16 protein-coding genes and 1 tRNA gene are annotated in these 23,784 nt (G+C 73.0%); 9 read left to right on the top strand and 8 right to left on the bottom strand.

What is annotated here, in order from left to right:
* Window positions 1-107 precede the first annotated feature (107 nt).
* On the bottom strand, window positions 108-860 hold the full coding sequence (locus tag ACNNMR_RS14460) for a hypothetical protein (protein WP_419995008.1): 753 nt from the start codon (window positions 858-860) through the stop codon (window positions 108-110).
* 421 nt (window positions 861-1,281) lie between these two features.
* On the opposite strand from ACNNMR_RS14460, the gene ACNNMR_RS14455 reads away from it, so the two are divergent.
* Complete coding sequence (locus tag ACNNMR_RS14455; RefSeq protein ID WP_419995007.1) at window positions 1,282-1,983, top strand: hypothetical protein; 702 nt, start codon at window positions 1,282-1,284, stop codon at window positions 1,981-1,983.
* A 145-nt stretch (window positions 1,984-2,128) separates the two neighbouring features.
* On the top strand, window positions 2,129-4,057 hold the full coding sequence (locus ACNNMR_RS14450; protein ID WP_420000363.1) for a recombinase family protein: 1,929 nt from the start codon (window positions 2,129-2,131) through the stop codon (window positions 4,055-4,057).
* On the opposite strand, the gene ACNNMR_RS14445 is transcribed toward ACNNMR_RS14450, so the two are convergent.
* Window positions 4,016-4,091, bottom strand: a tRNA-Arg gene (locus ACNNMR_RS14445). The two genes, ACNNMR_RS14450 and ACNNMR_RS14445, sit on opposite strands and share 42 nt — an antisense overlap.
* Before the next feature lie 397 nt (window positions 4,092-4,488).
* Between ACNNMR_RS14445 and ACNNMR_RS14440 the strand changes: the two genes are divergently transcribed.
* The 7 genes from ACNNMR_RS14440 to ACNNMR_RS14410 all read left to right on the top strand — a co-directional run bounded on the left by ACNNMR_RS14440 (window position 4,489) and on the right by ACNNMR_RS14410 (window position 14,057).
* Complete coding sequence (locus tag ACNNMR_RS14440; protein ID WP_419995006.1) at window positions 4,489-6,180, top strand: dynamin family protein; 1,692 nt, start codon at window positions 4,489-4,491, stop codon at window positions 6,178-6,180.
* Between the two features lie 274 nt (window positions 6,181-6,454).
* Window positions 6,455-8,560 (top strand): GTPase, encoded by a 2,106-nt coding sequence (locus ACNNMR_RS14435; protein ID WP_420000362.1) that lies wholly within the window; start codon window positions 6,455-6,457, stop codon window positions 8,558-8,560.
* A gap of 127 nt (window positions 8,561-8,687) precedes the next feature.
* Complete coding sequence (locus ACNNMR_RS14430; RefSeq protein WP_419995005.1) at window positions 8,688-9,284, top strand: single-stranded DNA-binding protein; 597 nt, start codon at window positions 8,688-8,690, stop codon at window positions 9,282-9,284.
* A 287-nt stretch (window positions 9,285-9,571) separates the two neighbouring features.
* Complete coding sequence (locus ACNNMR_RS14425; RefSeq protein ID WP_419995004.1) at window positions 9,572-11,014, top strand: Cys-Gln thioester bond-forming surface protein; 1,443 nt, start codon at window positions 9,572-9,574, stop codon at window positions 11,012-11,014.
* Window positions 11,015-11,270: 256 nt separating this feature from the next.
* Entirely contained in the window at window positions 11,271-12,935 is a 1,665-nt protein-coding gene (ettA, locus tag ACNNMR_RS14420) for an energy-dependent translational throttle protein EttA (protein WP_419995003.1), read from the top strand.
* Window positions 12,936-12,942: 7 nt separating this feature from the next.
* Window positions 12,943-13,356, top strand: a complete 414-nt coding sequence (locus tag ACNNMR_RS14415; RefSeq protein ID WP_419995002.1) for an acyl-CoA thioesterase — start codon at window positions 12,943-12,945, stop codon at window positions 13,354-13,356.
* A complete protein-coding gene (locus tag ACNNMR_RS14410; RefSeq protein ID WP_419995001.1) occupies window positions 13,353-14,057 on the top strand; it encodes a hypothetical protein in 705 nt (234 codons plus the stop codon). Before ACNNMR_RS14415 ends, ACNNMR_RS14410 begins: the two co-directional genes overlap by 4 nt.
* Window positions 14,058-14,173: 116 nt before the next feature.
* Here ACNNMR_RS14410 and ACNNMR_RS14405 read toward each other — a convergent pair whose 3' ends face one another.
* Genes ACNNMR_RS14405 through ACNNMR_RS14380 form a run of 6 tightly spaced genes read right to left on the bottom strand, consistent with a single transcriptional unit; the run spans window position 14,174 to window position 23,712 of the window.
* Entirely contained in the window at window positions 14,174-15,139 is a 966-nt protein-coding gene (locus ACNNMR_RS14405; RefSeq protein WP_419995000.1) for an ABC transporter ATP-binding protein, read from the bottom strand.
* 48 nt (window positions 15,140-15,187) lie between these two features.
* Window positions 15,188-18,076 carry a hypothetical protein gene (locus tag ACNNMR_RS14400; protein ID WP_419994999.1) on the bottom strand — a complete coding sequence of 963 codons (2,889 nt, stop codon included), beginning with the start codon at window positions 18,074-18,076 and terminating at the stop codon, window positions 15,188-15,190.
* Window positions 18,077-18,078: 2 nt separating this feature from the next.
* A complete protein-coding gene (locus tag ACNNMR_RS14395) occupies window positions 18,079-21,426 on the bottom strand; it encodes an FtsX-like permease family protein (protein ID WP_419994998.1) in 3,348 nt (1,115 codons plus the stop codon).
* Window positions 21,427-21,455: 29 nt separating this feature from the next.
* Complete coding sequence (locus ACNNMR_RS14390) at window positions 21,456-21,869, bottom strand: globin (protein ID WP_419994997.1); 414 nt, start codon at window positions 21,867-21,869, stop codon at window positions 21,456-21,458.
* Between the two features lie 32 nt (window positions 21,870-21,901).
* Window positions 21,902-22,990, bottom strand: a complete 1,089-nt coding sequence (locus ACNNMR_RS14385; protein ID WP_419994996.1) for an ABC transporter permease — start codon at window positions 22,988-22,990, stop codon at window positions 21,902-21,904.
* Window positions 22,987-23,712 (bottom strand): ABC transporter ATP-binding protein, encoded by a 726-nt coding sequence (locus tag ACNNMR_RS14380; RefSeq protein WP_419994995.1) that lies wholly within the window; start codon window positions 23,710-23,712, stop codon window positions 22,987-22,989. Before ACNNMR_RS14380 ends, ACNNMR_RS14385 begins: the two co-directional genes overlap by 4 nt.
* Window positions 23,713-23,784: the final 72 nt, after the last annotated feature.

Below are 23,784 nucleotides of genomic sequence, written 5' to 3'. Positions count from 1 at the left end.
TCCCGTCGCGGGGCGTATCAGCCGGGAGCGCGGAGCCTCCCTACTTACAAAGGCCGGAATCTGGTGCCGCGTTGGACAGATGCTCTTGCGGAAGTTTCGGACCCGGCTCAGGCAGCACCCTGCAGCTCGTAGATCACGTCATCGATTTCGAGATCCTGGCGACGATCACTGAGGTGCGCGGCCAGCCGGAACTCGGCCCGACGGCGCAGCTTGTACGCCGCCGCGACGCCCATCCCATGGGCTTCGGCCCACACCACGATCGGGACCTGCTCCAGCCGAGTGGACCCGATCAGGTCCGCTTCAGTCCGGGTCAGGACCGACGCCCGGACTGCCTCTGCCAACACAAAGTCCGGGTGACCGGCCGCCGGTCGCGGCGGCGCCGACCGAAAGTCCGCCGGCACCGGCTGCGGAGCATCCAGCGCCTCCTCCAGCGCGGCATGCCCGGCCCGGTACGCCGCCCAGCGCAGCCGCAGCAGAATCCGCGGCCTGCGGACGTCGACGGTCTGCAGCGCCCGCAGAAAGCCCGCCAGCACCTCCGCCTGCACATCGAACGGATCCCCGGGATAGTGCGTCGTCAGCCACCACATCGGCCCGATCAGCGCCGGTGCCGCCATCGCCGCACAGGCCACCGTCCACGCCCCGCCGTCCGCCCGGGCCCGACCCACCAGGTGGGCCCACGCGGCATCGCGGGTCGGCTGCGGGCAGCTGTGGGCGAGCAGTAGCCTTCGGACCTCGGCCACGGTCAACTGGCGGTCCGGGAGTCCGGCGAAGGCACGCCCGTCCAGGACGAGGGGGTGCGGGCCGACGGACAGCCAGCGGAAGGTCGCGCGCAGGGTGTCCAGGGGCTGGGGCTGCGTCACCGAAAGGCGCCCCTGAGGCAGTCTGAATTCTTCGTCTGTATCCATGAGTCGGTCCTCGCTTCGGACGGAGAGGAGGGTCCGTCCCAGCGAGACACAACCCCGGCAAGCGCAGGACAGCGGCGGACTATGGGCCTCATGCGCGTGTAGACAACGGGCGCCCAAGTGGTCGTTGTGCGGTTGCGCCAGACCGCTTACCTCCGGCTTGCCTGAGCGCGGAAGCCGTGCGGCGTCAGCTCGCAGAGCGCCGGTGACCAGCAGTTTTAGTGCCCGCTTAGCCGTGGAGTAGTCGCTGCGTCCGCTCCGCGTGCCGCGTACGAGCCCCGCGACCGCGGACATTCGGCGATCGTGTTCTGTCCAAAAGGGCCTGAGAATTCGGCCTTTGTTAGTGACAAGGTTCCACACTCTCGAAGGGATAGCCCCCATGTCCCAGGACGGAATGGGCGACGCCGCAGCTGCTCCTGCCGGACTGCCGGCACGGCGCCGTCCTCAGCGCCGGACAGACCGCGGCCGACTCGCGGAGACTGCCCGCCAAGTCGTCGTGGAGCACAGTCGAAGCGACGATCACCTCCTGCTGCTCACCGGGCTGGCGTCGAGCATCCCTGCGGACGACGACGTTCTTCGCCTGCAGACGCTCGCCGGGTCCCTTGCCGGACTCGTTCAGTCCGTAGAAGTACGGCTCGTGAGTCCGGTACCTCGACACGCAACCGACACAGACTCGGCACCGCCGCCGGCCCAGTCACCCGGTCCGTCGCCGGACCGCGCCGTGGCGTCGGCCGCGGAACGATTCGACGTGGTGATCGCCCTCGTTGGCACGGCAGCGAGCGGCTGGGTCGAGCGCATCCCGTGGGGCGACCTGGTGGCCCCGTTCGGCCTCACGGCCTTCCTGCTGTTTGACGAAGCGGAGGGTGCTGGTGTCGGTGAACTCGAAGACCGCCTGGCAGCCTTCGCCCGGCGGTCCGATCTGGTCCCCCTCGGCCGCAGCGCCCTTCGCCAGGATCACGGCACGACGGTCGTGCTGCTGTACATGGCTCCACTCTCCATGCCGACCGACTCTGAGGAATCGAGAAAGCCGCAGCCCGTCCGCCGGACTGAGCCCTATCGGGAGGCCGGTGGTGGAGAATGAATGAAAGCGCTGACGGCAGTAGTCCTCCGGGTCCATGTGCTGCGCCCCATGAGGCCGACATGGACTTCAAGATCCGTGTTCTCGTGGGCGAAGACGGACGGCAGCTGCGGCTGCGGCAAGCGCAGATCATTCGTGAGGTGGTGGCATGGGTGGCCCTGACGCGATCAGAGTCTGGCTCCAGGAACAGCACCCCACAGGACGGGGGCGGATCGGCTCCTCCACCGAGAGGCGTCCGTCCGAGCTGACACGGATCGCATGGATCGGCCGGACTTCTACCTCGGACCTCCAGGACCCGACGATCTCCCTGCCCCGCCAGCTGGCCACATGCCGGAAGGCTCTTCCCGCGAATGTCTCGATCACGCTGCACTTCTACGACGTGGAATCGGGGCGAAAAGAGCAGGCCGAGCGTGGCCAGGGCGCGGCCCACGAAGAACTCAGCATCCCCATCCATCGCGACGGCGGCTTCAGCGAGCTCCTCTCCGAAGCCCGCCGACCGGATCGCCGCTTTGACGCCGTCATCTGCGACTCGATCGACCGCATCTCCCGGTACACCCGCATCGGTACGGAAGTCGAGCACCAGTTGGAGGAAGCGGGGATCCCCCTGCTGGCGGCAGATGAGCCGCTCTTTCTCCACAGCAACCGCCGGGCATCAATGACCCCGACCCAGGTGCTGACTCGTCGCATGAAGCAGGGCGTTGCCGAGTGGTACGTCCTGGAGCTGCTGGAGAAGTCCTGGGCCGGGTGGGAGGCGCATACCGAGCAGGGCTACAACGTTGGTAAGCCGTGTTACGGATATCGGGCGCAGCGGGTATTGCACCCTGTGCCGGCGAGGCGCGCCAAGGGAGCGAAGAAGACCCGTCTGGAACCTGATCCCGTGCAAGGTCCAGTGGTCAGCGTCATGTTCCGCTGGCGCGCCACGGAGAGGCTCGGCTATCAAGCGGTCGCCGACCGACTCAATGGCGACCTGACGAGTTACCCACCCCCCGAACCCATCCGTACGGACACCGCAGTAGGACGCTGGACCAGCTCCAACGTCCGGGACGTGCTCACCAACCCGAAGTACACCGGTCACATGGTCTGGAACCGCCGAGCCCGCAAAGGCAAGGGACGCAACCGTCCCAACCCGGTCGAGCAGTGGGTGTGGTCCACCGATCCGGTCCACGAACCACTCATCGACCTCGAGACCTTCGTCCAGGCCCAACGCGTCACCGAGCACCGGGCACGTTCACGAGGGGCGGCAGGACAGAATCGACACCCTCAAGCCAAGCGCACGTACCGCCTGCGCAGCTTTCTCTTCTGCGCGCAGTGCGGACGCCGCCTGTACGGAAAGACCAGCAAGGGAGAGGCCTACTACGTCTGCTCCCCGAACCGCAGCTATCGACCGCAGGGACATCCGCCGAGCATCTGGGTCGGCGAGGACGGGCTCGTCGCCGGACTGAACCAGTTCCTCGCGAAGCAGGTGTTCGGCGGCTACCGGGAGGAGCTGCTGTCGTCCAGCCGTGGTGAGCTGGATGCGGCCGAGCAGCAGGAGCGCGTCGAGCGGCGCAGGGCCCTGCGCCGTGCTGTGGCGGACACCGAAGCTCGGCGTCGGCGACTCGTCCGGCACCTTGAACTGGTTGACGATCTTGAGGGTGGGCTGTTGCGAGAGGTCCATCTCCGCCATGCCGAGCTGAGAGCAGAGCAGGAGGAGCTGACGCGCCGGCTGGGGCTGCTGGACGGGGAAGCTCGGCGCGCCCTGAACCCTGGCCTCCTGCAGCGGCTCCCTGTCGGAGCGGTCGACCTGACCGGCATGACGGACCAGATGTCGCGGGCACTCTTTGAAGCGCTCCGGCTGGAGATCCGCTACGACCGGGTGACAGACCGAGCCACTTGCACGGTGACACTCACCGCCGACACCATCGAAGACGTGGCTGTGGCCGCAGCCAACACCGTGGTCGTCCCCTTCCGGCAGAGGCCGTCGACCAGGGACGACGAGGAGAAGGAGGGCGACAGGTCCGCAATGCGCGACAAGCGCCCCAGCCATCCTTCTGTGTGGCGCCCACGGCAGGACTCGAACCTGCGGCCAAGTGCTTAGAAGGCACCTGCTCTATCCACTGAGCTACGTGGGCCGGTATGTGGCGGTACTGCGGTGTGGCCGGGCTCGCTCGGCGGATCCGTGACCTTGCCGGGGACAAGGATAGGGGGCCGGGCGGGTCGACCTGGGTGCTTCACGTCCGCAACACGTTGTGGAGGTTCGGTGAAGCGTCCTGATAATCGCAGGCGGGTGCGATTTCTGCAGCGATTTTCGCGGAGCGTGGCGGGGGTGTTGTGCACTCGTTATGGGTGGGGTGGGTGCGGTCGGGCGGTGGGGGGTGTGGTCGGCGGGGTTGGTGGGCCTGTCATGCCATGTCCGGTCCGGTCCAGCGCGGCGTGCCCCGGGTGTGTGAAGGCCCGGCACCTGCAGTCGTACACGGCATACCGTCCAATATCCGACGAAAATTCTACAGAATAGGGCATTCTTCACATGTGGTGTCCTCGGAGGTTAGGCCAGAGCTGATCGACGCGCTCACCGGCGTGCGCGAGCGCGTTGCCGGTGTGCGGTTTCCGTTGCCGCTTTCCGGGGCGGCTCGTGCCCGCAGAGGGCAGGCCGAGCTGGTTGCGCAGCTTGACGACTATTTGGTGCCCCGGCTGCGTAGTCCGGAAGCGCCGTTGCTCGCCGTGGTCGGCGGATCGACCGGGGCCGGGAAGTCCACCCTCGTGAACTCCCTGGTCGGCAGGCGGGTGAGCGAGTCAGGGGTGCTGCGGCCGACCACCAGGACGCCGGTGCTGGTCTGCCATCCGGGCGACGCGCACTGGTTCGCGGACGACCGGGTGCTGCCGGGGCTGACGCGGGTGCGGCCCGTACCGCGGGCGGAGGGCGCCGACGGTGACGACGGCGACAGCGACCACGGGCCTGCGGAGCTCGGGGAATTCGGCGAGACCTCCGAAGACGGCGAAGGCTTGCTCTGCCTCGACAGCGACGCCACCCTCCCCCGCGGCCTCGCCCTGCTCGACGCCCCCGACATCGATTCCGTCGTACGGCACAACCGCGAGCTCGCCGCCGAGCTCGTCTGCGCCGCCGACGTCTGGGTGCTCGTCACGTCCGCCACCCGGTACGCCGACGCGCTGCCGTGGAATCTGCTGCGCAGCGCCAAGGAGTACGGGGTCACCCTCGTCACCGTCCTCGACCGCGTGCCGCACCAGGTGGCGCACGAGATCTCCCGGCAGTACGCGGGGCTGCTGCACCGCGCCGGGCTCGGGGACGTACCGCGCTTCACCATCCCCGAGCTGCCCGAGTCGGCCGGCGGCGGGAGCGGGCTGCTGCCCGCCACTGCCGTACGTGACCTGCGGGAATGGCTCGCGCACCGGGCGCAGTACCGGGAGCTGCGGGCCACCGTCGCGGCCCGTACCGCCGCCGGCGCCCTCGCCTCCGTCAAGCCGCGGCTGGCCGAGCTCGCCGCCGCCAGCGCCGGGCAGCACGCCGCCGCGCTGCGGATGGTGCAGCGGGTGCAGGGGGCGTACGACCAGGCGCTGGAGCGCGTGCACCAGCAGCTCGGCGCGGGGGTGGGGCTCGCGGGCGATGCGCTCGCGCTGTGGGAGACCAGGGGGAGCGGGCCGGCGGGGGCCGGCGGGACGTCGGGGGAGTTCCTCGACGCGCTCGACGCCGGGCTCACCTCGCTGCTGCACTGCGCGGTCGCCGCCGCCGACGAACGCGCCGCCGCCGAGCTGCGCCGCGACCCGGCCACCAAGGCGTACGCGGACCGGCCCGCCGAGGCTGAGGAGCCGGTGGAGCGGATCGGCGTGACCGTGCGGCGCTGGCGGCGCGAACTGGAGGAACTCGCCGAGGAGGAACTCCGGGCCGCCGAACGCGCCGCCGACACCGAGCCGCAGGACGCGGCCGCGCTGCTCGCCGTGGTGCTGCTCGGCGGCGACGCGCGGGCCCGGCCCGCCGCCAGGATCCTCGGCCGGATGCTCGGGCTGGCGGGGGCGCGGGCCTATTACGACAAGGGCGGGCAGCTGCTCTTCGGATACGTCGACCGGATTGTGCTGGGCGAGCGGGAGCGCAGGCTCGCGCCGCTGGACGACCTCGACGCCGGGCCAGGCGAGCAGGCCGAGCTGATCGCAGCGCTTTCCGTACTGCAGAAGGAGAGGTGTGCCGGTGACCGCGGAACAGCGTGAGCTGCACGAGGCGGAGGTCCACGAAGCTTCGGCTGAGGATGGCGCCGAGCCGGGTGGGTCGGGCGAGTCGGGTGGGGCCAACGGGATGTGGGACGACGGGCTGATCGCGCGGCGGTCGGCGGGATACCCGCAGCGTGGGCGTGGGCCCGGGGGCGACGAGCCCGATCCGTGGGCGGCGGCGCAGGCGTGGGCGGAGGTGCTGGAGCCGGGGGCGGTGGATCCGGGGCGGGGTGGAGCAGTGGGCGGTGGGGCCGCGAGTGTGGGGCGGGCGCGGATGCCGGGGGAGCGGATTCCGGGGGTGGTGGGGAGTGGTGGTGTGCGTACGGAAGAGGCGCCGGCAGGCGGCGGTGAGGTGCCGGCCGAGGGGGGCCTGGGCGGCCTGGTCGGTCCGGCGGGTCCGGCGGGTCCGGCTGGTACGGACGGCCTGGTCGGCCCGGACGCCCCCGGTTCTTGGGGCGCAGAGGAGGTGTCCCCGGCGCGCGTCGCCGATGGCGCGCCGCGCCACGGCGTCGGACCGTTGCGCGGGCGGCTGGACGCGCTGCGCGAGCTCGTCGGGCTCTCCCGTACGCGCCTGGACACCCGCACGCTCGCCGAGGCGGGCCGGGTCCTCGACGAGGCCGCGGACCGGCAGAAGCTGTCGCTCGAACACACCGTGGTCGCCATCGCGGGCGCCACCGGCAGCGGCAAGTCCTCCCTCTTCAACGCCCTCGCCGGCGCCACCCTCTCCGAGACCGGCACCCGCCGCCCCACCACGGGCGCGCCGAGCGCCTGCGCCTGGCGCGGGCAGGGCGATGACGCGCCGCTGCAGTTGCTCGAGCGCCTTGGCATGCCTCCACGCGCCGCCCGCCCGCAGCGAGACGACCTGGGGCTGCGCGGCCTGGTGCTGGTGGACCTGCCGGACTTCGACTCGATGCTCGCGGACCACCGGGCGCAGGTGGAGCGGGTGCTGGGGCGGGTGGACGCGGTGATCTGGGTGGTCGACCCGGAGAAGTACGCGGACGCCGTGCTGCACGACCGCTATCTGAAGCCGCTCGCCGGCTACGCCGAGGTCACCTTCGTCGTACTGAACCAGATCGACCGGCTCCCCGACAGCGCCACCGACCAGGTCCTCGACGACCTGCGGCGGCTGCTCGACGACGACGGCATGGCCCTCGGCGAGCACGGCGAGCCGGGCTCCTGCGTCCTCGGCCTGTCGGCCGCGACGGGCGAGGGCGTTGGCGAGCTGCGGTCGGAGCTGGCTTCCTTTATTACGGAACGGGGCGCCGCCGCGCGCCGGCTGACCGCGGATGTGGACGGCGCGGTGGCGCGGCTGCGCGAGGTGTACGTAGGGGAGGGGCAGGCAGCGGGGCTGAGCGGGGCGGCGCGGGAGGACTTCGAGGACCGGCTGGCGGAGGCGGTGGGTGCGCGGGCCGCGGGGCAGGCGGCGGAGCGCGAGTGGCTGCGGGAGGCGCAGGATGCGTGCGACTCGTGCTGGACGCAGCTGGGGCGCTGGTACCGGGAGCGGTGGGGGCGGGAGGCGGACGCGGAGGAGCCTTCGGCTGAGGGTTGGGGAAAGGTGCTGCGGAAGCTGCCGGGGCAGCAGGTGCCCGCGATGGTCGATGCCGTCGAGGCGGGGGCCGGGGCGCTGAAGGCGCGGGCCGGGGGCTGGTCGGAGGGCGGCGGACGGTCGGCGAGCGGCGCACGGTCGGGGAGTGGGCGGGCGGGAGCCGGCTGGGCCGCGGCCGCGCGTACGGGGGGCGGGGCGGCGGAGGCCGGGTCTGTACCTGCTGTGGCGTCTCGCCCTGTGGTGGAGCAGGCCGTGCGGACGGTGGCCGCGGAGGCGGGGGCCGGGTTGCCGGGGCCTTGGGCGCAGGCGGTGCAGGAGGCGGCGGTACGGGGGTCGGAGGGGCTGGCTGAGGCGCTGGAGGACGCGGTTCGGGAGGTGGATGCGGTCGTGACGCCGGATGCTGCCGGGAAGGCGGGCGGGGGCGGGAAGGCGAGCGGGGGCGGGAAGGAAGACGCCGCCGGGACCGGCAGGATGCCGCGCCCGCGCTGGTGGTCGGTGATCGGCGCGACGCAGAACGCGCTCTTCATGCTGCAGATGCTGTGCGTGCTGTGGCTGTTCGCGTCCCTGGTCGGGGCGGCGCACCTGGAGTGGCCGATGCTGGTGGGCTTCGCCCTGGTGTGTGCGGGGGGCGGGCCGCTGCTGTCGGTGCTGTGCCGGCTGGCGGCGCGGGCACCGGCGCGGCGTTACGGGCAGGAGGCCGAGCGACGGCTGCGCGGGGCGACGGCGAAGTGCGGCCGGGCGCGGGTGCTGGAGCCGATCGCGGCGGAGCTGCTGCGTTATCGGGAGGTGCGGGAGCAGTACGTGGTGGCGGCGGGCGGGGCGGAGCAGCTCTGAGGGCGAGGGTGACGGAGTTGTCCACAACCCCCGGGTAATCCACAGGGGGTCGTACGGAGCTGCCCGCGCTCGCGAATATGAACGCGCAGCGCAAGCACCAACCACGACAACCCGGGGGAGGCCCTCCATGAACGAGACCATCGTGACGGTGACCGGCCGCGTGGCCACACCAGTCGAATTCCGCAGGACCCAGTCAGGCGTGCCCGCCGCCCGCTTCCGCATCGCCGCCACCGAGCGGCGGTACGACCAGGAGCGCGGCGGCTGGGGCGACGGCCACACCAACTGGTACACGGTCTGGACGTGGCGCCAGCTGGCCGGAAACGTAACGGGCTCGGTCGCCGTCGGCGAACCCGTGGTGGTGCAGGGCAAGTTGCGCCTCCGCGAGTGGGAGTACGAGGGCAAGCGCCACACGGAGGCCCGCATCGACGCGGTCACGGTCGGGCATGACCTGAGCCAGGGCACGGCGGCTTTCCACCGGACGGCGCGGGCGCGGCCGGAGGGGGCGGAGCAGGAGACTCGGTCGGTTGGGTCGGCGGAGGCGAAGCCGGATGGCGAGGCGGAGACGGAAGCCACCGCAGCCGACGAGGGCATCGCCTCAACGGGCGAGGACACAGCGCCCGGGCACACAGCGGCCGAGGACACCGACAGAGCCACCGAGGACACCCGTGCGGCCGACGAGGACGCTGCCGCCGAGCTGAAGACGCCAGTGACAGCGGCGGCTTGAGGAAGAAGGGGCCAGACCCCGCCCCCGAGCCAGCACGTTCACGCCCAGGCTCACGTCTACGTCCCGGCTCACATTCACGGCATAGGCGCCCTTTCCACCACCCCACCGATAACGATTCAGTTCGGATCGACCTTTCAGGAGGTGCATTTGGAACCAGTGCGACGCGGGTTTTCCTAGGATGCCGAGATCTTTACGGGGTCCCGTGTGAGCACGGTCAGCGTCGGCCGGCCTCCCTCCGCGCGCAGCCCGAGCGCGCGGCCGCCGGCGCCAGAGGGGATACACGCTCGATGATCTCTGTACGAAGGGCGGCCGCCGCAGTGCTCGGCGCCGGCCTGCTGGTGACCGGCGCGATATCCGCGGCAGCGCCCGCATCCGCGGTAGGGCCCGCATCCCCTGCCGGACCCGCCGCGGCGCAGGACGGCCCGCCCCCCGCCCCGCAGGGCGGCGCCAGCGCCACGCTCGGCGAGCTCAGCACGTACGGCAAGGCCGTGGTGCGCGCCGCCGACGGCACGACCAAGGAGGTCGGTGCCGGGCTCTTCGAGATGGCCGTCGACCGCGGCGGCTCGCTCCAGACGTACTGCGTCGACCTCGGGACGCCCGCCCAGCCGCAGACCAAGTACCAGGAAGTTCCCTGGAGCGCGTCCTCGCTCCAGAACAACCGGAGCGCCGGAAAGATCCGCTGGATCCTGGAGCACTCCTACCCGCAGGTCAACGACCTCGACGCGCTGGCCGCGCAGGCGGGTGCGGGCAAGCTCACCGAGCGGACGGCCGCGGCCGGCACCCAGGTCGCCATCTGGCGGCTGTCGGACAAGGCGGACGTCCGGGCCAAGGACCGTACGGCGGAGAAGCTCGCCGACTACCTCACCGCCCGCGCCCGGCACGCCGGCGGCGAGCCGAAGGCCTCGCTGAGCCTGAGCCCGGCCGCTGTCTCCGGCCGCCCGGGCGAGCAGGCAGGACCCGTCACCGTGCACACCAACGCGGGCGGGGTGAACATCGCACCCGCCCCGGCCGGCGCCGCCTCGGGCGTGAAGGTGGTCGACGCGGACGGCAAGCAGGTGACGAGCGCGGCGGACGGCACGAAGGTGTGGTTCGACGTGCCGGAGGGCGCGGAGGACGGGGTGAGTGCGCTGACCGCGCAGGCGTCCACGAAGGTACCGGTCGGCCGCGCCTTCACCGGCGTCGGCGCCGGGGCGAAGAGCCAGACGCAGATCCTGGCCGGGTCCTCGACCGCCACCGTCAGCGCCACGGCCACCGCCACATGGGCGGCCGAGGGGCCGTCCACGGCCGTGACGGCGAAGAAGAACTGCGCGGAGGGCGGCGTCGACATCACGGCGACGAACCGCGGCGACGAGGACTTCGCCCTCAAGGTCGCGGGCCAGCAGCACACGGTGGCCGCCGGCGACTCCAGGACGATCACCGTCCCGGTGGCGGAGGACCAGGCGTACCGGATCACGGTCACCGGCACCGACGGCTTCGAGAAGACCTTCACCGGCGTCCTGGACTGCGCCACGGAGCCGTCGTCCGACGGCGGCATCACCGCACAGACCGGCCCCGCGACAACGGGTGGCGCCCCCGTCGACCCCACCCCCGGCTCCGGCGACCTCGCCGAAACCGGCAGCAGCAACGCGACCCCGATCATCGCCGGGGTGGCGATAGGCCTGGTGGTCGTGGGTGGCGCCCTGGTCCTCCTGCTCCGCAGGCGCGCCAGCGCGGACGACGCCGAGAGCTGACCCCGGGAGAGCCTGAGTCGATCCATCCCTCCGGGAGGAGGGCAGAGTGGAGCGACGCAGCCGAAAAAGTCTTAGCGAAGCGGGCTTTTTCGGTTGTGTCGCGGAACTCTGCCCGGCCCACCCACCAAACAAGCCCGTCCGGCGCTTGAGGACATCCGTGGCGAAGCCACAGGATTCAAAGCCCGTTTTCGCGCCAGCGACCTAGTGCGGCAAGATGGGTGCATCTGCCCACCCATCGATTGCCGGACGGTTTCTCTTGGCTGAGTACATCTACACCATGCGCAAGGCGCGCAAGGCGCACGGCGACAAGGTGATCCTTGACGACGTCACCCTCGCCTTCCTGCCCGGCGCGAAGATCGGTGTCGTGGGGCCGAACGGCGCCGGTAAGTCGACGGTGCTCAAGATCATGGCCGGGCTCGAGCAGCCCTCCAACGGCGATGCCTTCCTCTCCCCGGGCTACAGCGTCGGCATCCTCATGCAGGAGCCGACCCTCAACGAGGACAAGACCGTCCTGGAGAACGTCCAGGAGGGCGCCGCCGAGACCATCGAGCAGCTCCGCCGCTTCAACGAGATCGCCGAGCAGATGGCCACGGACTACTCCGACGAGCTGCTCGAGGAGATGGGCAAGCTCCAGGAGAAGCTCGACCACAAGAACGCCTGGGACATCGACTCCCAGCTCGAGCAGGCCATGGACGCCCTCGGCTGCCCGCCCGGCGACTGGCCCGTCACCAACCTCTCCGGCGGTGAGAAGCGCCGCGTCGCGCTCTGCAAGCTCCTCCTCGAGGCCCCGGACCTGCTCCTCCTCGACGAGCCCACCAACCACCTCGACGCCGAGTCCGTGCAGTGGCTGGAGCAGCACCTCGCCCAGTACGAGGGCACCGTCGTGGCCATCACCCACGACCGGTACTTCCTCGACAACGTCGCCGGCTGGATCATGGAGCTCGACCGCGGCCGCGCCATCGGCTACGAGGGCAACTACTCCACGTACCTGGAGACCAAGGCCTCCCGTCTGAAGGTCGAGGGCCAGAAGGACGCCAAGCGGCAGAAGCGCCTCAAGGAAGAGCTCGAGTGGGTGCGCTCCAACGCCAAGGGCCGGCAGGCCAAGTCCAAGGCCCGCCTCGCCAAGTACGAGGAGATGGCCGCCGAGGCCGAGAAGATGCGGAAGCTGGACTTCGAGGAGATCCAGATCCCGCCGGGCCCGCGCCTGGGCAATATCGTCGTCGAGGTCAAGAACCTCTCCAAGGGCTTCGGCGACAAGCTGCTCATCGACGACCTGAGCTTCACCCTGCCCCGTAACGGCATCGTCGGCGTCATCGGCCCGAACGGCGCCGGCAAGACGACGCTCTTCAAGATGATCCAGGGCTTCGAGAAGCCGGACTCCGGCGAGATCAAGGTCGGCGAGACCGTGAAGATCTCGTACGTCGACCAGAGCCGCGGCAACATCGACCCGAAGAAGACCCTCTGGGCGGTCGTCTCCGACGAGCTGGACTACATCAACGTCGGCCAGGTCGAGATGCCCAGCCGTGCGTACGTCTCCGCCTTCGGCTTCAAGGGCCCCGACCAGCAGAAGCCGGCCGGCGTCCTCTCCGGCGGCGAGCGCAACCGCCTCAACCTCGCGCTCACCCTCAAGCAGGGCGGCAACCTGCTCCTCCTCGACGAGCCGACCAACGACCTCGACGTCGAAACCCTGTCGAGCCTCGAGAACGCGCTACTCGACTTCCCGGGCGCGGCCGTGGTCGTCTCCCACGACCGGTGGTTCCTCGACCGCGTGGCGACGCACATCCTCGCGTACGAGGGCGAGTCCAAGTGGTTCTGGTTCGAGGGCAACTTCGAGTCGTACGAGAAGAACAAGATCGAGCGCCTCGGCCCCGACGCCGCCCGCCCGCACCGCGCCACGTACAAGAAGCTGACGCGGGGCTGATCACCAAGTGGCCAGGCACGTCTACCGCTGCCCGCTGCGCTGGGCGGACATGGATGTCTACGGACACGTCAACAACGTGGTCTTCCTCCGCTATCTGGAGGAGGCCCGGGTGGACTTCATGTTCCGCCTGGCGCCCGGCGAGGGGCGGGAGTCCTTCAAGGGCGGCACGGTGGTCGTGCGGCACGAGATCGACTACAAGAAGCAGCTCGTCCACCGGCACGAGCCGGTCGAGATAGAACTGTGGATCACCAAGATCCGGGCGGCCTCGGCCACGATCGCGTACGAGGTGCGGGACGGCGACGAGGTCTACGTCCGCGCGCAGACGGTGATCGCGCCGTTCGACTTCGAGAACGGGCGGCCGCGGCGGATCACGGACGAGGAGCGGGCGTTCCTCGAGAAGTATCTGGAGCCGGCGGCATGAGTACGGGCCCGCGGCTGCGGTTCGCGGACGCCAGGGAGGCGGCGGGCGTCGCCGCCTTCCTCGGCCGGCTGCTGCGCTACGACCGGGCGGCGGCGGTGCGGCTGCAGGGCGCGGGTGGCGCGCTGGCGGTCTTCGGGAAGGCGCCGGCGCTGGATGTGGTGGTGGTGCGCACGGCGTCGGCGGACGTCGCATCCGCATCCGGATCCGCATCCGGATCCGGCGACAGCCTCGACAGCACTGTCTCTGCAGGCCAGTTGGCCGACGCCATCGACGGCGGCACTCCCGCCGCAGACGGCGGCCTCGACGTCCCGGTCCCCGACGCCGTCACCGGCCCGCCCTGGGCCGGCCTCCTCCCGCCCCGCACCGGCTGGCAGCCGCTGCCCGGGCTGCCGGAGCCCGACGACCTGCGCGGGGCCGTCGCCGCCGGGGTGAAGGAGTTCAAGGCAAGGGTCGAGGCGCTCCCGGAGGACAAGCGCACCCGCTCCGAGCTCGACCGCATCGGCGCCGAGATCTGGGGCCGCCGCCTCGGCGGCACGGAGCTGCCGCTGCGGGCGGCGCACGCCGCGCATGTCTTCGGGCTGCTGCGCGGCCCCGCGACCCTGGTCGCCGCCGGCAACTGGCTCCGCCTGCGCACCCCGTACGGCTCGATCGCCCTGCGCCGCGGGGGCGGGCTGCCGGGACTCGGGGTCACTCCGCGCTGACCGCGGGCTGTCTCGCTCGTGTCGGCGGCGTCGCCTGTGCAGGGCGATGTCAGTGGGCGGCGATAGCCTGAAAGGGGCGTGGCCCCCGGGAGGGAGGGGACTGTGCGGGGGCTGTTCTACGGCGCCTTGTCGTCCGGCCAGACCCCGATGTGATCCTCCTCCAGCTCCAGCATCACCCGCTCCCGAATCCCCAGCGCCTCCACATAGCTCTCCGGCAGCTGCAGCCGCCCCGCCCGGTCCACCATCGCGTACTCCCGGGCCACCAGCGACTCCTGCCCCGAGGCGTCGACCTCCGTCCGACGCAGCACTTCCGACGCCGTCCGCCCGTCGCGGATAGCGACCGTGCGGCGGACCTCGGTCGCCACCGCCTGGTCGTGAGTGACGATCACGATGGTCGTGCCGAGCTCCTCGTTCACCGTACGGAAGGCCTCGAAGATCTGCTCCGCCGTCGCCGAGTCCAGCTCGCCGGTGGGCTCGTCCGCGAACAGCACCGACGGGTTGTTCGCCAGCGCCACCGCGATCGCCACCCGCTGCTGCTCGCCGCCGGACAGCTGCGCGGGGCGGCGGTGGTGGGCGTCGGCAAGGCCCAGCATCCGCAGCAGCTCCCCGGCCCGGGCCGCGCCTTCCCGCCGCCGCCCGCGCCCGCGCAACTGCAATGGCAGCGCCACGTTCTGGGCCGCGGTGAGATATGGCAGCAGATTGCGCGACGTCTGCTGCCACACGAACCCGACCACCTCGCGCCGGTAGCGCAGCCGCTGCCCCGCGTCCATCCCGAGCAGGTCGTAGCCCGCCACCTTCGCGGCGCCCGCGGACGGGACGTCGAGGCCGGCCAGGATGTTCAGCAGCGTCGACTTGCCGCTGCCGGAGGCGCCCACCACCGCCATCAACTCGCCCTCCCCGACGAGCAGATCGAGCCCCTGCAGCGCCTGCACCTCCACCCCATCGGCGGAGAAGATCCGCACCAGCCGGTCGCAGGCGATCAGCGCGTCGTGCCCGTACGCGGGCCGGGTGCGGTGCGCCAGCGCGCGCGCCTCCAGGTCGGAGAGGCTGGTGCCGTTCCGGTGGCCTTCGGCGGCGGTCATACGGGGTCTCCTGCCCTGGCTTTCATACGGGGTCTCCTGCCCTGCCGCTCATACGGAATCTCCCGCCCTCAGTTCGTTGGCCTCCCCCCGGCGCCCCGTCCACCACGCCTGCGCCACCACCGCGCCGAGCGCCAGCAGCAGCATCGCCGCGGCCGGCGCCGTCAGCGACACGGTGTCCGGCGCCAGCCGGGCCCGCCCCAGCGCGTCGGCAGTCGGCCCGGTGTGGAAGGACAGCGCAAGCGAGCTCAGGTCGATGCCCGGCGCCAGCAGCCGGATCGCCGCCGAGCCGACCAGCACGCCGCCGGCGGCGGCCAGCAGCGCGGTCGGCAGCGACTCGAGGACCAGCAGCCGGCGGGCCTGCCGCGGCGCGAGGCCCAGGGTGCGCAGCCGGGCCAGCAGGGCGGTGCGCTCCGGCGCGGCCGCGAGCAGGCCGAGGACGATGGCGATCAGGGCGTAGCCGGCGCCGGCGGCCACCGCCGCCAGGTACAGGCGCTCGGCGCCCGACTGCATCGGGGAGTCGGTCAGCCCGGCCCGTATCTCGGCGCGTACGGTGGTGCCGATCTCCTGGCCGCCGGTGGTGCGCAGGCTCCCGGGGAGATCGGCCGTGGCGGGGTCATGGCGGGTCGCGGCGCGCAGCGCGGCGGTGTCGATGCCGGTGCCGTCGGCGCGGGCGGCGGTGAGCAGCAGCGTGTCGGGCTGCCGCCCGGCGTCCGGCTGCGCTTTCGCCAGCGCGCGGTCGGCGACGACGACGTAACGGCCGTCGGGGCGCGCCGGGGTGGCCGCGGCCGTGGCCACGGCCCGTACCCGAAGGTCACCCTCGTGCGTGTCGACGGTCAGCGTGCCGCCGCTGCCCGCGGCCGCGGCGAGCCCGGGTGAGACGAGGGCAGGCAGCGGTCCGTCCGGGCCCGTGTCGCGGGCCGCCCGCTCCGCCCATCGCCCGGTCTCGGCGCCGCCGAGGCCCATCCGTTCGGCCAGCCGGGCGTAGGCCGCCGGTGGTACGGCGAGCAGCGCGGTCCGCTTCGCCGCGGACCTGGCGGCCCCGGCGTCGACGGCGGCGTCGGCCTCGGTCCTGACCGGCACGGCGGCGGCGACGCCGCGCAGCTTGCCCACCCGGTCCACGAGCGCGTCCGGGAGCGATCCCGCGGTGCTGATACGGGCGTCCGCGCCGACGCCGAGCAGCGCCGCCCGGTCCCGCGCGGCGTCCACGCCCGCCGTCACCGAGCCGCCGAAGGCCGCCGTGGACAGCGCGACGATCAGCGCCAGCAGCGGCAGCGCCGCGGCCGCCCCGGACCGCCCGGCCCGCGCGACCGACAGGAAGGCGACCGGGCCGCGCAGCCGCGCCGCCGGGCGGGCGGCCAGCCGCAGCGGCAGCGGATACAGCCGTACGAAGACCAGCGCCGCGATCACCGCGACCAGCACCGGCGCGGCGCTGACGAGCAGGTCCACGCCCCCGGGGGACGCCGCCGTGCCGCGCCGCCGCAGCGCCAGAACGGCGCCCAACGCCACCACCAGCACCGTCCCTTCCGCCACCAGCCGCCGCGTCGGAGGCGTTCCCGCGGCGGCCGGGCCGTCCTCGCGGGCCGCAGGCCGCCGAGCCTTGCGCAGCGCGCCGCCGTCGCCGAACACGGCCCGTACCGGCAGCGCCAGCGTCGCCGTCAAAGCCACCGCGCCCGCCGCCGCCACCGCGGGCCACAGCCTGGCCTCCGTGGAGCCGGTCCCGCCGGTCACGGCCACCGCGGCCGCGCCGCCCAGCACCGCCGCCGGCAGCGCCACCACGCCGCTCTCCAGCGTCAGCCGCCAGGCGATGCCGCGCAGCGAGCCGCCGCGGGCGCGGAGCAGGGCGAGTTCGGTGCGGCGGCGGGCGGCGGCGAGGCCGCCGGCGAGCAGCAGCACAGCGGCCGCGACCGCGGCGATGCCGGTGCCGGCGACGGCCACCACCGGGGCGATGGCGGCGCGCAGGCCTTCGGCGGCGTCGATCTCTTCCCGTACGGGGGCGTCGACCGTCACCCCCTCGTTGATCCGGGACTGCAGCCGCACCAGGCCGGGGCCCGAGTCCAGCGACGCCAACTGCGTGCGGGCCGCGGGCACTTCGGGCGCGGTCAGCCCGCCGGGGTCGAGGGGCAGCTGCCAGTACGTCTCCGGCGAGGTGCCGGACAGATACGGCAGCGCGGGCCCAGCCGAGGGGGCCAGCAGCAGGGCGCCCGCCCAGTACGGCTCGGGGACGCTGGCCTCCGTGTACCGCACGCCCGGTTTGAGCAGCAGCGGCTGCACCGACCACCAGTCGCCGCGCGGCTGCTGCGCCCGGAGCACGCCGGTGATCTCCACCTCCAGGGGCCGGGCCCCGGGGGGCAGGTGCACGACCGAACCGACGCGCAGGTGCAGCCTCTTGGCGGTGGCCTCGGTGACCGCCGCCTCCAGCCGGCGCACTCCGCCCCAGCCTTCAGCCGGGGATGCCGCCTCGTCCATCCCGGCCGGCGCGCGCGGCAGCCGCCCTTCCAGCACCCGGCCGCGGTCGGCGAGGCCGGCCTGCGCGGTGAGGCTCAGCCGCGGGCGGCCGCCGGCCAGGGCGGGCAGGTACGTGTCCGTGGCGGGGATCGGTTCGGTGCGCGCCCCGTACGAGGCCTGCCCGCCGTCCGCGCGCAGCGGCGGCCGCAGCCGGTCGCGGAAGTCCCGGTGGTCCGCCGCGATCCGCTCGGGCGAGAAGAGCCGCTCCAGCTGCTTCCCCTGCAGCTGCAGGTCCTCCGCCCGTACGGTCGCGGCGATCGTCCGCCGGGCGGGCTCCGCATGCTCGATCCGGTGCCGCAGCCCGCGTGTTTCGTACGTGTCGACGCTCCGCGGCAGCGCGGCCGCGAGGAACGCCGTCACCAGCACCAGCACCCCGAACGCCAGCGCCGTCCACGGCGCCGTGCGCAGCCGGATCCGCACCCACGAGCCCACCGTCACTCACCCCCGCCGCGCAGTTCGGCCGCCGGGTCGCTGCGGCGCAGCGCCAGCGCGACGACGATCAGCAGCGGCACCGCCATCACCCCGGCGAGCAGCAGCGCCACCTGCCCGGCGGGGAGTTGCACCGCGAGCTCCGGCACCGGCTTGGTGGCCTGTGCGGTCAGCGAGATCAACGGCAGCACGCTCCTGGTCAGTACGGCGCCCAGCACGACTCCGACGGTCAGGGCGAGCGCCAGCAGCACGCCCTGCTCGGCGGCGATCATCCGGGCCAGCTGCCGCCGCGGCGCGCCGAGCGCCCGCAGCACCGCCAGCTCCGCGGCCCGCTCGCGCAGCGAACCGGCCACGCTCACCGCGAAGCCCAGCGCCGCCAGCGCGGCCGCCACCACCGCCACCGCGGTCAGCGCCGTCTGCCGGCCGGCGCCGAGCGGATCGTCGCGCAGCTCCCGCGCCACCGCCGCGCGCTCGATCACCCGCTCCGGGTCGACGTCGCCCCTGGCGCGCAACTCGCCGGCCAGCGCGGCGGCGTTGCCCGGCCGCGCGGCCAGCCACCACTCGCCGGGCTCCACGGGGGTGAGGCCCTTCGCGGCCAGCGCCGAGTTCAGCGCCCGGAAGTCGACCAGCAGCGCCCCGCCGTCCGGCTCGCCCGCGCCGCCGTCGGGGCCGGTGGTGGGCAGCGCCCGCAGCGTCTCGACGATCTTCACCTTCACGCTGCCGCCGCCCACCGGCACCGACACCACGGAACCCGGCTTCGCCCCGGCCGAGTCGAGGAACCCGCCGGTCGCCGCGGCCCGCGGCATGCTCGCCGGGGGCGGCGCGGCGACCAGCCCGGCGTCGAGCGGCGGCGGCGTGCCGTACCAGCCGCGGCTCGCCGGCTGGGAGCCGGTGTCGTACGTGACGGTCAGCGCGTCGCCGCCGCCGGCCGGCTTCCCGGCCTTCGGCAGCGCGGAGTGCGGCTCGGCCTCGTCGATGTCGGCCGCGGCCTGCCCGCGCCACCGCCCCGCGTCCGGCAGCCGCACCGGCGCGCTCTGCTCGCCCCCGGCCGCGACGGTACGGACCTCGGCCAGCGTCAGCCGGTGCTGTTCGGCCTTGCCCGGCACCGACATGACCAGCCGCAGCCCGGTCAGCCGCAGCGGCCCTTTCACCCGCCCCTCGGGCGCACCGACGGCGGCGCCGATGTCGGCGGTGAGGGTGCGGGTGCTGCCGTCGGCGGTCACCTGGCCGAGGTCGGCGACGAGCGCGGAGCCGGCCGCGTCCGCGAAGGTGGCCCGCGCCTGGGCGGTGCGCTCGGCGCCCCCGTGCTTGCCGCCGTCCAGGCGTACCCTCAGCCGCACCTTGTCCGGCGTGCCGGGGAGCTTCGCCCCGGCCGACTGCGGCTTGCTGGGCGCCAGTTCGCGCAGCACGCCGTCCGCGGGCCGGTCGGCCAGGTCGCCGCGCAGCCGCAGCATGCCGCCGCCCGCCGCGGTGTCGAGGGCGAGCACGGTGGCGGAGCGGGTTTCGGCGAGGCTGATGTCGAGCCGGGCGGCGGGCGCCGCCGCGCGCAGGTGCGGGAGTCCGGCGAGCGCGCCGCCCTGGCCGAGCGGCGGCAGCTGCATGCCGCTGACCCGTACGTCCGCGCCCGCCCGGAAGTCGGCCTGGTCGGCCTGCGACCGCTCCCAGGACGCCGCCTGTCCGATCGCCAGCATCCCCATCGCCACCGCGAGTACGAGCAGCAGCACCGGGCCCGCGCCGCGCATCGGCCGCCGGCTCAGCTGCCAGCCGGCCAGCGCCGCGGGCAGCCCGCGCCCTGCCGCCGCCCGCCGCTCCGCCAGCCGCGCCACCGGCGGCAGCAGCCGCAGCGTCACGACGGTGCCGGCGAGCAGCGCCAGCGCGGGCGCCGCGACCAGCACCGGATCGACGCCGAAGGCGCCGTCGGGGGAGGCGCCGGAGCCGTCGGGGGAGGCGCTGCCCAGCACCCCCGCCCCGTCGGAGGTCTGCCGGTCCAGCTGCCAGTACGCCACCCCCGCGATCACCAGCAGCCCGATGTCCGCGCCCGCCTTGACCACCCCGGGCACCGCGGGCAGCCGCCGCACCTTGCTCTGCTTTCTTCCCGTACGGGCCAGCGTCGGCGCCACCACCGCGAGCGCGCACCCGGCCGCCGCCGCCACCCCGACCAGCCAGGTGCCGCCGGTGACCCGGGTGTCCAGGTCCAGCCCGAGCCGGGCCAGCGCGCCGTGCCCGCTGAGCGCCCCGGTGAGCGGCCCGGCGAGCAGCGGCGCCGCGACGGCGGCGGGCAGCGCCAGCAGCGCCGCCTCGCCCGCGGCGAGCGCGGTGATCCGCCACCGGGAGCCGCCGCGGGCCCGTAGCAGATCCGTCTCGCCGTCCCTCGCGGCGGCCAGCAGCCGGGCGACGAGCAGCAGCGCGTAGCCGGCGAGCAGCACCAGCTGCAGCGCCACGATGAGGATCGAGGACCGGTTGACCAGCAGCGCCCGGTCGGCGTCCGCGAGCACGTCGGGCAGCTGCGACTGGGCCGTAACGCCGCTGCCGCCGAGCCCGTCCAGCTTCGGGATGTCCTTGACGGCGGCCTGCATCGCCGCGCTCAGCTCCCCGGTGCGGCCGCCGGTGACGGCGGCGAAGTCGCCGGTGGCAAGCCAGGCGGCGGACGCCTGCGGCACCCGACCCGAGGCGAACGAGCCGGGGTCGGCCAGCAGCGGCCCGTAGGTGGTGAAGTCGACGGTCTGCAGGCCCCGCCCGCCCAACTCGTCGAGCTGCCAGTACGGATCGCCGCGGTCCTTGGGCCGCCAGACGCCCGCGAGGCGGACGGTCAGCGGCGGCTTGCCGGGCATCCGCGCGGCCAGCTTCAGCCTGTCACCCGGCGCCAGCTTCAGCGCGGCCGCGGCCGCCTCCGGCAGCGCCACGGACACGGACTTCGCGTCCCTGCCCGCCGCGGTCGGCCAGCGGCCCCTGGCCAGCTCGACCCGGGAGCGGTCGAGGGCGGCGAAGTGGGTGAGATCGGGCCGGCCCTGCTTGCGGGCGGCCGCGGGGCGGGTGGTGGCGGGCAGCGCGTACGGGTCCGAGCGGGTCAAGGTCCGGATGCGGGTGGGCAGTCCGTCGTACGCGCGGCGGGCGGCGTCCCGCACGGCCGCCGTGGCCCCCGGCTGCCCGTCCGCCGTCACATCGGCTTTCACGACGAGCGCGGCGCGGGCGGCCGAGCCGCGGGTGAGGGTCTGGCGCAGCCCGGCGTCGCCGACCGTGGCGGTGAAGGCGGTGAGCGTGGCGAGCACGGCCGTGGTCAGCACCACCGCGAGCAGCGCGGCGGCAAGCAGCAGCCGGTGCTCGCGTATTCGATGGAGAAGCAACCCGGCCACGCACCGGATCCTTACAGATCAGTCCGGGTTCAACCAGGTGTATTAAGCATTGATCCGGCGGCGTACACCAGATAGTCCCAGAGCTGCTGCTCATGCTCCGGCGCGAGGGCGAGGTCGTCCACCGCCGCCCGCATGTGCTTCAGCCAGGCGTCGTGCGCGGCCCGGTCGACCTGGAACGGCGCATGCCGCATCCGCAGCCGCGGGTGCCCGCGCGCGTCGCTGTACGTGCGGGGCCCGCCCCAGTACTGCATCAGGAAGAGCGTGAGCCGCTCCTCGGCCGGGCCCAGGTCTTCCTCCGGGTACATCGGCCGCAGCAGCGGGTCCTCGGCCACGCCCTGGTAGAACCGGTGCACCAGGCGGCGGAAGGTCTCCTCGCCGCCGACCTGCTCGTAGAAGGTCTGCGTCTGCAGTTCGCCGCGTCGGATCTCTTTCATCGCTTCCATGTTCTCATTCCGGGGGACGGAGGACTTTGGTCCTACGCCGCATCCCACCGGAAGATGCGCGCCGCGATGGCCGTGAGCACCACCGCGAAGAGCAGCAGCCCGCCCATCACCGGCAGCGCGTCGCCCCAGCCGCCACCCCTGCTCAGCACCGCCTCCATCGCCGTGACCAGGTGCTTCAGCGGGAAGACCGTGGAGATGGTACGTACCCACCCCGGCGCCTGATCGAGCGGGAAGAAGGAGCCGGACAGGAAGGCCATCGGCAGGATGATGATCTGGGCCAGCCCGTTCGCCGCCTCCTCGGACTTCGCCCACGCCCCGACGACCAGCCCGATCGACATGAAGGCCAGGCTGCCGCACGCGACCAGCGGCAGCGCCAGCCACCAATTGCCGGTCAGCCGCAGCCCGTAGAACGGCAGCGTGGCCACCGCCAGGAAGATCGCCATCTGGGCGAGGGCCAGCGCGAGGGTGACGCCGATCCGGGCCGCGATCACCGGCGCCGGGCTGATGGGGGCCAGCCAGAGGCGGCGCAGGATGCGTTTCTTGCGCCAGGCGACGAGCGTGATGGCGGTGCCGAAGACGCCGCCCATGGCGACGGCCCAGCCGAGCAGTCCCGGGGTGAAGAACTGGATCGCCTTCAGCGACTTGTCCTCGACCGTGCCGGAGGCGACCCGGTAGGCGGGCGGCTTGCCGGTGGCGGCGATGTTCACCTGCTGCACCACGGAGTTGACGATGCTCTGCACCGAGCCGGCCTTCGCGGGGTCGGCCTGCGAGTAGCGCAGCTCGATCTCCTTGCCGCGCTGCCAGATGACGGCGTCCTGATCGCCCTTGCGTACGTCTTCCAGGGCCTGGTCGCGGTCGCCGGACTTCTTGATCTTCAGTACGTCGTCCAGCTCGTCGGGGAGGCGCTCAAAGGCCTGCACCTTGCCGATCTGAACGAGGTTGACCTTCGGCGTCTCCGAGTTCTTGAACAGGGCGCCGAAGAGCGCCAGGAACATCAGCGGGAAGGCGAGCATGAAGAAGACGGCGGCCCGGTCGCGCAACAGCCCGAGCGACATGGCGCGGGAGAGGCTGCCGAAGGCCTGCCGGGAGGGGCGTCTCGGCTTGGTTCCTGTGGTGCTCACTCGCGGTACTCCCGCCCCGTCAGCTGCAGGAAGACGTCCTCCAGCGAATCCACCCCCAGCTCCGCGACCAGCTCGCTCGGCGGCCCGGTGCGCAGCACCTTGCCCGCGTCCATCACCGCGACGCGGTCGCAGAGTTCCTCGGCCTCGTCCATGTAGTGCGTGGTGAGGACGACGGTGCGGCCCTCGGAGTTGATGCCGCGGAGCAGGTCCCACAGATTGCGCCTGGCCTGCGGGTCGAGCCCGGTGGTCGGCTCGTCGAGGAAGACCAGCTCCGGATCGTGCACCAGCGCGCAGGCGATGGACAGCCGCTGCGCCTGGCCGCCGGAGAGCTTGTCCTCGCGGGTGCCGGCCTTCTCGGTCAGGCCGACGGTCTCCAGCATGGCGTCGGCGCGCTCGGGCCCGATGCCGTACAGCGAAGCGAAGGTGTGGATCTGCTCGCGGGCGGTGAGCTTCTCGAAGAACGCCGACGCCTGCAGCTGCACGCCGATGCGCTTGAGCAGCTCCGGATTGCGCGGCCAGGAACTGAGCCCGAGCAGCTCGGCGCTGCCCTCGTCGGGCCGCCGCAGCCCTTCCAGGATCTCCAGCGTGGTCGTCTTGCCCGCACCATTCGGCCCGAGGATCCCGAAGAACTCACCGCGCTCGACCGTGAGCCCCACCCCGTCGACGGCGCGCACATCCCCGTACCGCTTACGCAGGCCCTTGGCCTGGATCGCAGCAGTCATGGCCCGGACCCTATCCCGGCGGTGTACGGGCCCGGGAGAGGTCGCGCGGAATCCGTCGGCGCAGGACAGTAG

The sequence above is a fragment of the Streptomyces boninensis genome (genome assembly GCF_048572725.1).
GTDB lineage: Bacteria > Actinomycetota > Actinomycetes > Streptomycetales > Streptomycetaceae > Streptomyces > Streptomyces boninensis.
The sequence above is the reverse complement of the archived record's forward strand: the minus strand, read 5'-3'. Positions and strand labels throughout refer to the sequence as shown.